Origin of the sequence: Bradyrhizobium sp. 137 (assembly GCF_023074095.1) — a bacterium.
GTDB lineage: Bacteria > Pseudomonadota > Alphaproteobacteria > Rhizobiales > Xanthobacteraceae > Bradyrhizobium.
Genome location: NZ_JADPKU010000062.1, coordinates 17501 through 25375, shown reverse-complemented (window position 1 = coordinate 25375; position 7875 = coordinate 17501). Strand labels below are relative to the sequence as shown.

Below are 7875 nucleotides of genomic sequence, written 5' to 3'. Positions count from 1 at the left end.
GGAGATGCTCGAGATCGAAGGCGCGCTGGTGAACCACACGCCGAGTCTGTTTGATTGAGGGGTGCCACCCTCCCCCTCCAGCGGAGGGTGGCACCCCTCAATCAAACAGACTCGGCGTGTGGTTCACCAGCGCGCCTTCGATCTCGAGCATCTTCAGCTTCGTCACCACGCCGCCATTCGCCGAGAAGCCGCCGGGTTTGTTGCCGGCCGCGAGCACGCGATGGCAGGGCACGACGATCGGGCACGGATTGCGGCCGAGCGCCTGGCCGACGTCGCGCGACAGTTCGACGCCGCCAAGCTGCTTGGCGATGTCGCCGTAGGTCATGGTCTTGCCCGGCGGGATGGTGCGGGCGATGTCGTAGACGCCGCGGTTGAACTCGGGCACGCCGTCGAGGTCGAGCGGGATGTCGGTAAGATTATCGGGCTCGCCGGCGAGCAGTTTGACGATGCGATCGATCGCCTGTTGCACCTCGGCGGTGGGCTCGCCTTCGGTCGCCTCGGCATGACGCTGATGGATACGGGTGCGGATCTTTTGCTCGCCGCCCATCGGCAGTTGCGTGCCATTGATGCCGCGCGGGCCCCAGGCGATGGCGCACAGGCCGATCCTGGTGTCGAACAGGGCAAAATGCTGGTCAGTCATGGCTTGGTTCCTGGCTGCGTCCTTGTCGCATGCCCGATTGTGTTGTCCGCTCGAATTTAGGCTTGGAAATAGTTGCGATCCACCCGGTTTCCGGGAATCTTGCACAGAGTTCCTGTTCCTTCGCGCGAGCCCAGAATGCAAAGCCTCCACGTCAACGGATACGACATGCCCTATCTCGACGTGGGCGAAGCTAAGGGCGGCCCGCCGCTGGTCTGCGTGCACGGCTCGCTGAACGACTTCCGCGTCTGGGGTTGCGTGCTTGGCCCGTTGTCGCAGCGCCACCGGGTGATCGCTGTCAGCTTGAGGCACTTCTACCCGGCGCGCTGGGACGGCGTCGGGGACACTTATTCGATCGCCCAGCATGTCGATGACGTCATCGCCTTCGTCGAGAAGCTCGACCTCGGGCCGGTCGACCTGATGGGCCATTCCCGCGGCGGGCACATCTGCTTCCGCGTGGCGCAGCGGAGGCCGGATATGCTGCGGCGACTGATCCTCGCCGAGCCGGGCGGCGAGCTCGATGCGAGCCTCGATCCCGATTATGTCGGCGGCCCCTCGCCGCTGCTGGCGCGCTTTACAGCATCGGCCGAGAGGATCGCGGCCGGCGACGTCGACGGCGGCCTCGCCGTCTTCGTCGACGCGCTGGAGGGCCCCGGCACCTGGCCGCGGCTGCCGGCGACGGTGAAGCAAAATCTGCGCGACAACGCCATGACGCTGATCGGTCAGGTCCGCGACAACCGCCCGCCGTTCTCGAAGGCGGATGCGGAGTCCATCAAAATGCCGACGCTGTTCATCCTGGGCGCGCGGACCAAGGGCCTGCTGCCAAAGGTGCTGCATGCGCTCGCGGCGCATGTGCCCTATTCGAAGACGGCGATCATCCCGAACGCGACGCACCCGATGTTCGAGCAAGCGCCGCAAAAATACTCCGAAGTGGTCCTTGATTTTCTGGCGAGCTGATCATGCAGACATTTCGCGTCAACGGTTACGACATGGCCTATCTCGAAGTCGGAGACGGTCCGCCGCTGGTCTGCGTGCACGGCACGTTAGGGGATTTCCGCACCTGGTATTCGGTGCTCGGACCGCTGTCGCGGCATCATCGCGTGATCTCGGTCAGCCTGCGGCACTTCTTTCCCGAGCATTGGGATGCCGTCGGCGACGACTACAAGATGGCCCAGCACGTCTTCGACGTGATCGCCTTCATCGAGCAGGTCAGGCCCGCACCGGTCGACCTGATGGGGCATTCGCGCGGCGGTCACATCGCCTTCCGCGTAGCGCAGATACGGCCTGATCTGTTGCGAAAACTGGTGTTGGCCGAGCCGGGCGGCGATCTCGATGCCAGCCTGCCGGTTCCCGCCGGCACGCCCGCGCATCCGCCGCTCGCCGCCCGCACGGCGCGCTCGGTCGAGATGATCCGCGCCGGCGACATTGAGGGCGCGCTGCAGAATTTTTACGACGGCATCGAAGGCGACGGCTCCTGGCGGCGCGTACCTGCGGCGGCCAAGCAGCAACTGCGCGACAACGCGATCACTTTCCTCGGCCAGATCAACGAGCAGCGCAAGCCCTACACGCTCGCCGATGCGCAGGCGATCAAGACGCCGACGCTGCTGATCGGCGGCGGCGCGACGACAGGAAGCCTGTCGGTGATGTGGCGCGTGCTCGCCGAGCACATCGCGGGCAGCAAGACGGCGGTGATTCCGAACGCCGGCCACTGGATGTTCGAACAGGCGCCGCTTGAGTTCGGCGAGGCGGTGAACAGATTCCTGGCGGAGTAGGAGCGCTCTTCGCCCCTCCCCTGAGTCCGGGGAAAGGCGAAGGAATGGGCCTCACACCTTCCAAACGCCGACCGGCATCTTGATCGTCGCATTCAGCCGGTTCCAGACGTTGATCGTCGCGATCGCGAGGATCAGCGTTGCGAGCTCGCGCTCGTCAAAGTGCTTTGCGGCCTCGTTCCAGATCGCATCAGGCACCGGATCTTCGCGATCGGCAAGGCGCGTGACCGCCTCGGTCAGCGCCAGCGCGGCGCGCTCGGCCTCGGTGAAATAGGGCGCTTCGCGCCAGGCGGACACGGCGAACAGGCGCTCGTCGGTCTCACCGAGCTTACGGGCGAGCTTCGGGTGCATATCGACGCAGACGCTGCAGCCATTGATCTGGCTGGCCCGCAGGTGCACCAGTTCGAGGAGCTTTTCCGGCAGACCCTGTTTGGTCAGGTTGCCAATGGATTGAAGGTGGTTCATGGCCTCAGGCAGGACCATCACCGGGTGATTCATGCGAGCGTGCATCATCTTGCGTCTCCGTCTGTTGAATTTCGAAGGTTCCGGTCACATCGGCCGGATTGGCCTCGTCATGGGCATGACGGATCGCGATGAGGGAATGTGACCGATGACCGAACAAAATTTTCTCAGCCACCAGTTCGAGGCCAACCGGGACCATTTGCGCGCCGTGGCCTACCGGATGCTGGGGTCCCGTGCTGAGGTCGACGATGCCGTGCAGGAGGCTTGGCTGCGGGTCAGCCGCTACGACATGTCCGATGTCGCGAACCTGCGCGGCTGGCTCACGACGGTGGTCGCGCGCATCTGCCTCGACATGCTGCGCGCACGGAAATCGCGCCGGGAGGATCCGATGGGCCCGCACGTGCCCGAGCCGATCGACGAGACGCGCGAGCGCGAGACGGAGATGGCCGATTCCGTCGGCGCCGCCCTGTTGGTCGTGCTGGAGACGTTGCAGCCGGCGGAGCGGCTCGCGTTCGTGCTGCATGACATGTTTGCCGTGCCCTTCGAGGAGATCGCGCCGATCGTCGGCCGCTCGGTCGAGGCCTCGCGGCAGCTCGCGAGTCGCGCCCGGCGGCGGGTGCAGGGCGCACCGGTGCCCGAGACCGACCTGTCGTACCAGCGCCGAATCGTCGATGCGTTCCTCAAGGCGTCGCGCGAAGGCGATTTCGAAGGCCTGCTGACCGTGCTCGATCCCGACGTCGTATTCCGCGCCGACCAAGCCGCGGTGCGGCTCGGCTCGCTGCCCGAGATTCGCGGCGCCGATGCGGTGGCGCAGCTCTACAAGGGCCGCGCCCAGGCCGCACGGACCGCGTTGGTCGACGGCGAGATCGGCGTCGCCGTCATCCTCGGTGGACATCTGCGCATCGCGCTTCGTGTTACCTTCAACGGCGACCGGATCGCGGGAATCGACGCGCTGGCCGATGCGGAGCGGATCGCGGCGCTCGATGTGGAGGTGCTTGAGCGCTAGCGAAACGTGGCATCCGGATTGCCTAGATGTTACGGTTCCGTCCGATCGTGCGGTGCCGCCGCTCGAAACGGGAAAGGACACCTCATGACATTCCGCCTCACTCCCTTGCTTGCTCTGTCGCTGCTCGGTCTCGCCGCCGGCGTCACGAGCGCGGTCGCGGCCGCCGACGAGAAGCTGAAAGCCGCGGCCGAGCAGGAGAAGGCGCCGCTGATCGAGACGCTGCGTGACATGGTGATGATCGAGAGTGGCAGCGGCGACGCCGAAGGCTTGAAGAAGATGGCCGATTTCACCGAAGCGCGCCTGAAGGCGCTTGGCGCCGTCACGGAGCGACGCAAGACCACCGCCGGCACAGGCGCCGATATGGTGATCGCCACGTTCAAGGGCTCGGGCACGCGAAACCTGATGCTGATCGCGCATATGGACACGGTCTATCAGCGCGGCGTCCTCGCCAGCGAGCCGTACCGCGTTGACGGCAACCGCATCTATGGCCCCGGCATCGCCGACGACAAGGGCGGCATCGCCGTGGTGCTGCATGCGCTCAAGATACTGAAGGATGCCGGCTGGCACGACTATGCCAGGCTCACCGTGTCGTTCAATCCAGACGAAGAGGTGGGGTCGATCGGGTCGGGCGAGATGATCGCGGAGCTCGCCGACCAGCACGACGTCGTGCTCTCCTGCGAGCCGACGGCGGCTTCGCCTCCGGCAAAGAACGACTCCTTGCTGCTGGGGGCGAGCGGCACCGCGACGGCGAAGATGGAGGTGAAAGGACGCGCTTCGCATGCCGGCGCTGCGCCCGATCTCGGCCGCAACGCGCTGATCGAGCTCGCCCATCAATTGCTGCAAACCAAAGACGTCGCCAAGTCGATCCCCGGCACGCAGCTCAACTGGACCACGGCGCAGGCCGGCACCGTACGCAACCAGATTCCGGAAAAGGCCGAGGCCGGCGCCGACATCCGCCTCACCATTCCCGATGGCATCGCCAAATTGCAGGCGGCGCTCGACGAGAAGGTGAAGGAGAAGCTCGTTCCCGACACCGAAACCAAGGTGACGATCACAGCGGGCCGCCCGCCCTTCGTCGCGAGCGGTCGCGGCCGCGCGCTGGCCGAGGTGGGACAGTCGATCTATGCCGAGATCGACCGCAAGCTCGACATCACCGAGATGACGGGAGGCGCCACCGATGCCGGCTACGCCAATCGCAGCGGCAAGGCGGTCGTGGTCGAGAGTTTCGGCCTCGCCGGCTTCGGCTATCATGCCCGCGACGAGTTCATCGACACCAACTCGATCGTGCCGCGGCTCTATCTGATGAGCCGGATGCTGATCGAGCAGGGCAAGATCAAGTAGGACGGCGCCGGGCCGGATCGTTTTCTCGAAAAACAACCCCATGCACAGTAGACGGCGCGAGCGATATCAATAGCTTAGCGCGTTTCGAAATGAGAGGCGGCCATCCTATGGTACCGCTTGACGCCCTCAGCCGCACCGCGTAGCTTCGAATACGGAATTCCGTATTCCGTTTTCAGGTGCCGCGGAGCTGCCGGCGTGATCCCTCTCGACCCACTCCCGAACTTGATCGACCAGGTCTATGCCCGGATCCTGGAGGCGATCTCCGACCGCACCCTGCCCCCTGGCCAGCGCATCCGGCAGAACGAGCTCGCCGACAAGCTCGGCGTGTCGCGCCAGCCGGTCTCGCACGCGCTGCATTTGTTGCACCGGCAGGGCCTCGTCGCCGAGAGCGGCAAGCGCGGTTTTGAGGTCACCCAGCTCGACCCGTCACGCATCCGCCAGCTTTACGAGGTGCGCGGCGCCATCGATGCACTCGCCGCCCGGCTTGCTGCCGAGCGTGCAGGCACGGACGCGGCGGGTCGCGCGCGGCTGGAGGCGGCGCTTGCCGCCGGACGCCCCATCGACCGTAACACGACGCTGGCCGAACTCATCGGGCTCGACGTCGATTTTCATCGCGCGATCTACCAGCTCGCCGGCAATCCCGTGATCGAGGAGACGATGGCGCCGCAATGGCCGCACATGCGCCGCTCGATGGCGACCGTGCTGTCCGAGCTCGACTATCGCGCCAGCGCCTGGGCGGAGCATGCCGATATCGCCAAGCACATTCTCGCGGGCGATGCGAACGCTGCCGAACGCGCGGCGCTGGCCCATGCGCAGACGGCGGGACGGATGACCGAAGAGAGATTGAGGGCGACGGAAGAGGTTGCGGCGTAACCACAAACGCCGTCATTCCGGGGCACGCGAAGTGTGAGCCCGGAATCTATTGAGCGGCAGAGATTGTGGATGAATGGATTCCGGGTTCGGTCCTGCGGACCGCCCCGCAATGACAACAATAAACAACAGGAGGACGACCCATGAAACTGTCTCAAGAGCAATTGGAGTTCTTCCACCGCGAGGGCTGGCTGTTCCTGCCCGAATTGTTCAGCCAGGAGGAGGTCGGTCTGCTCGCGCGAGAGGCGGTCGGCATCTATGACACCAACCGGCCGGAGGTCTGGCGCGAGAAGAGCGGTGCGCCGCGCACCGCCTTTGCCGCACATCTCTACAACGAGGCCTTCCGCATCCTGGGCGCACATCCGCGCATGATCGAGCCGGTCGAGCAGCTCTTCGGCGAACCGGTCTACATGCACCAGTTCAAGATCAACGCGAAATCGGCCTTCACCGGCGACGTCTGGCAGTGGCACCAGGATTACGGCACCTGGAAGCGCGACGACGGCATGCCGGAGCCGCGCGCGATGAACATCGCGATCTTCCTCGACGAGGTGATGCCGATCAACGGCCCCCTGATGCTGGTGCCGCGCAGCCAGAACGCCGGCGATCTCGAAGCCTCGCATGACCTCGCCACCACCTCCTATCCGCTGTGGACGCTGGACGAGGACACCGTGACACGCCTCGTCAAGCAGGGCGGCATCGTGGCGCCCACCGGCAAACCCGGCGGCATGCTGATGTTTCACGGCAATCTCGTGCACGGCTCGGCCGGCAACATCACGCCCTACCCGCGCAAAATCGTGTATTTGACGCTGAATGCGGTCTCGAACTACATCCGCACCCCGACGCGGCCGGACTACATCGCGCATCGCGATTTCACACCGATCAAGACGGTGGAGGACGACGCGCTGCTGCGGCTCGCGCGTGCGCCGCGGCAGGCGGCGGAGTAGGATGTAGGATGCTCTCATGCCCCGGACGCAGCGCAGCACGTCAGTGATGCGCTGCTGAGCCGGGGCCCACCGACACGGAATTCCCTTACACTGGGTCCCGGCTCTGCGGAGCAGCACTTCGTGCTGCTCCGCGTCCGGGACACGATCATTCCGCAGGACATATCCCCATGAACCTCTTCCGTCTCCTCCAGGCCCGCGCGTCCGCCGGCGAGCCGGTTCGTGTCGCGCTGATCGGCGCCGGAAAATTCGGCTCGATGTTTTTGGCGCAGGTGCCGCACACGCCGGGGCTGGAAGTGCCTGTCATCATCGACATCGATTGCGACCGCGCCCGCGAGGCGTGCCGCATCGTCGGCTGGGACTCGACGCGCATCGCCGCGACCACCTTCACCGATGACGGTGTGCGCGCTATTGCCGGCGGTGCGATGGACGTGGTGGTGGAGACGACCGGAAATCCCGCCGCCGGCATCACGCATGCGCGCGCTGCGATTGCGGCGGGCAAGCATATCGTGATGGTCAATGTCGAAGCCGACGTGCTGGCGGGCCCCCTGCTCGCAGAGGAAGCGCGAAAAGCCGGCGTCGTCTATTCGCTCGCCTATGGCGACCAGCCGGCGCTGACGGCGGAGATGGTGGATTGGGCGCGGGCCACTGGCTTCCGCGTCGTTGCCGCCGGCAAGGGCACAAAATATCTGCCGGCCTATCATGACGTGACGCCTGATGGCGTCTGGCAGCATTACGGCCTCACTCCGGGCGAAGCGCAGTCGGCCGGCATGAATCCGCAGATGTTCAACTCCTTCCTCGACGGCACCAAATCGGCGATCGAGATGGCCGCGATCGCCAATGCCTGCG

The 7875-nt window shown here is 65.5% G+C and carries 9 protein-coding genes (1 of these 9 running past the window's edge); 7 read left to right on the top strand and 2 right to left on the bottom strand.

Annotated elements, in window-relative coordinates:
* Positions 1–97 precede the first annotated feature (97 nt).
* Positions 98–640: a methylated-DNA--[protein]-cysteine S-methyltransferase gene (locus IVA78_RS19230; RefSeq protein WP_247467037.1), complete on the bottom strand. Its 543-nt coding sequence runs from the start codon at positions 638–640 to the stop codon at positions 98–100.
* A gap of 135 nt (positions 641–775) precedes the next feature.
* Here IVA78_RS19230 and IVA78_RS19225 point away from each other — a divergent pair, with 135 nt between their 5' ends.
* A complete protein-coding gene (locus IVA78_RS19225; RefSeq protein WP_247467034.1) occupies positions 776–1594 on the top strand; it encodes an alpha/beta hydrolase in 819 nt (272 codons plus the stop codon).
* 2 nt (positions 1595–1596) lie between these two features.
* Positions 1597–2409 (top strand): alpha/beta hydrolase, encoded by an 813-nt coding sequence (locus IVA78_RS19220; RefSeq protein WP_247276774.1) that lies wholly within the window; start codon positions 1597–1599, stop codon positions 2407–2409.
* A gap of 51 nt (positions 2410–2460) precedes the next feature.
* On the opposite strand, the gene IVA78_RS19215 is transcribed toward IVA78_RS19220, so the two are convergent.
* Entirely contained in the window at positions 2461–2916 is a 456-nt protein-coding gene (locus IVA78_RS19215) for a carboxymuconolactone decarboxylase family protein (RefSeq protein WP_247299498.1), read from the bottom strand.
* Between the two features lie 100 nt (positions 2917–3016).
* Between IVA78_RS19215 and IVA78_RS19210 the strand changes: the two genes are divergently transcribed.
* The 5 genes from IVA78_RS19210 to IVA78_RS19190 form a co-directional block, all read left to right on the top strand.
* Positions 3017–3874 carry a sigma-70 family RNA polymerase sigma factor gene (locus IVA78_RS19210; RefSeq protein ID WP_247276775.1) on the top strand — a complete coding sequence of 286 codons (858 nt, stop codon included), beginning with the start codon at positions 3017–3019 and terminating at the stop codon, positions 3872–3874.
* A gap of 84 nt (positions 3875–3958) precedes the next feature.
* Positions 3959–5215, top strand: coding sequence for a M20/M25/M40 family metallo-hydrolase (locus IVA78_RS19205; protein WP_247276776.1), 1257 nt, complete (start codon positions 3959–3961; stop codon positions 5213–5215).
* A 195-nt stretch (positions 5216–5410) separates the two neighbouring features.
* The gene (locus IVA78_RS19200; protein ID WP_247467031.1) at positions 5411–6088 is read left to right on the top strand and encodes a GntR family transcriptional regulator; all 678 of its coding nucleotides are present in this window, start codon (positions 5411–5413) and stop codon (positions 6086–6088) included.
* Between the two features lie 140 nt (positions 6089–6228).
* Positions 6229–7029, top strand: coding sequence for a phytanoyl-CoA dioxygenase family protein (locus IVA78_RS19195; protein WP_247276778.1), 801 nt, complete (start codon positions 6229–6231; stop codon positions 7027–7029).
* Positions 7030–7196: 167 nt separating this feature from the next.
* Positions 7197–7875: the 5' portion of a Gfo/Idh/MocA family oxidoreductase gene (locus IVA78_RS19190; protein WP_247467029.1), read on the top strand. 635 nt of this gene lie beyond the right edge of the window; 679 of the gene's 1314 nt are visible here — the first part of the coding sequence; its start codon is at positions 7197–7199; its stop codon lies beyond the right edge, outside the window.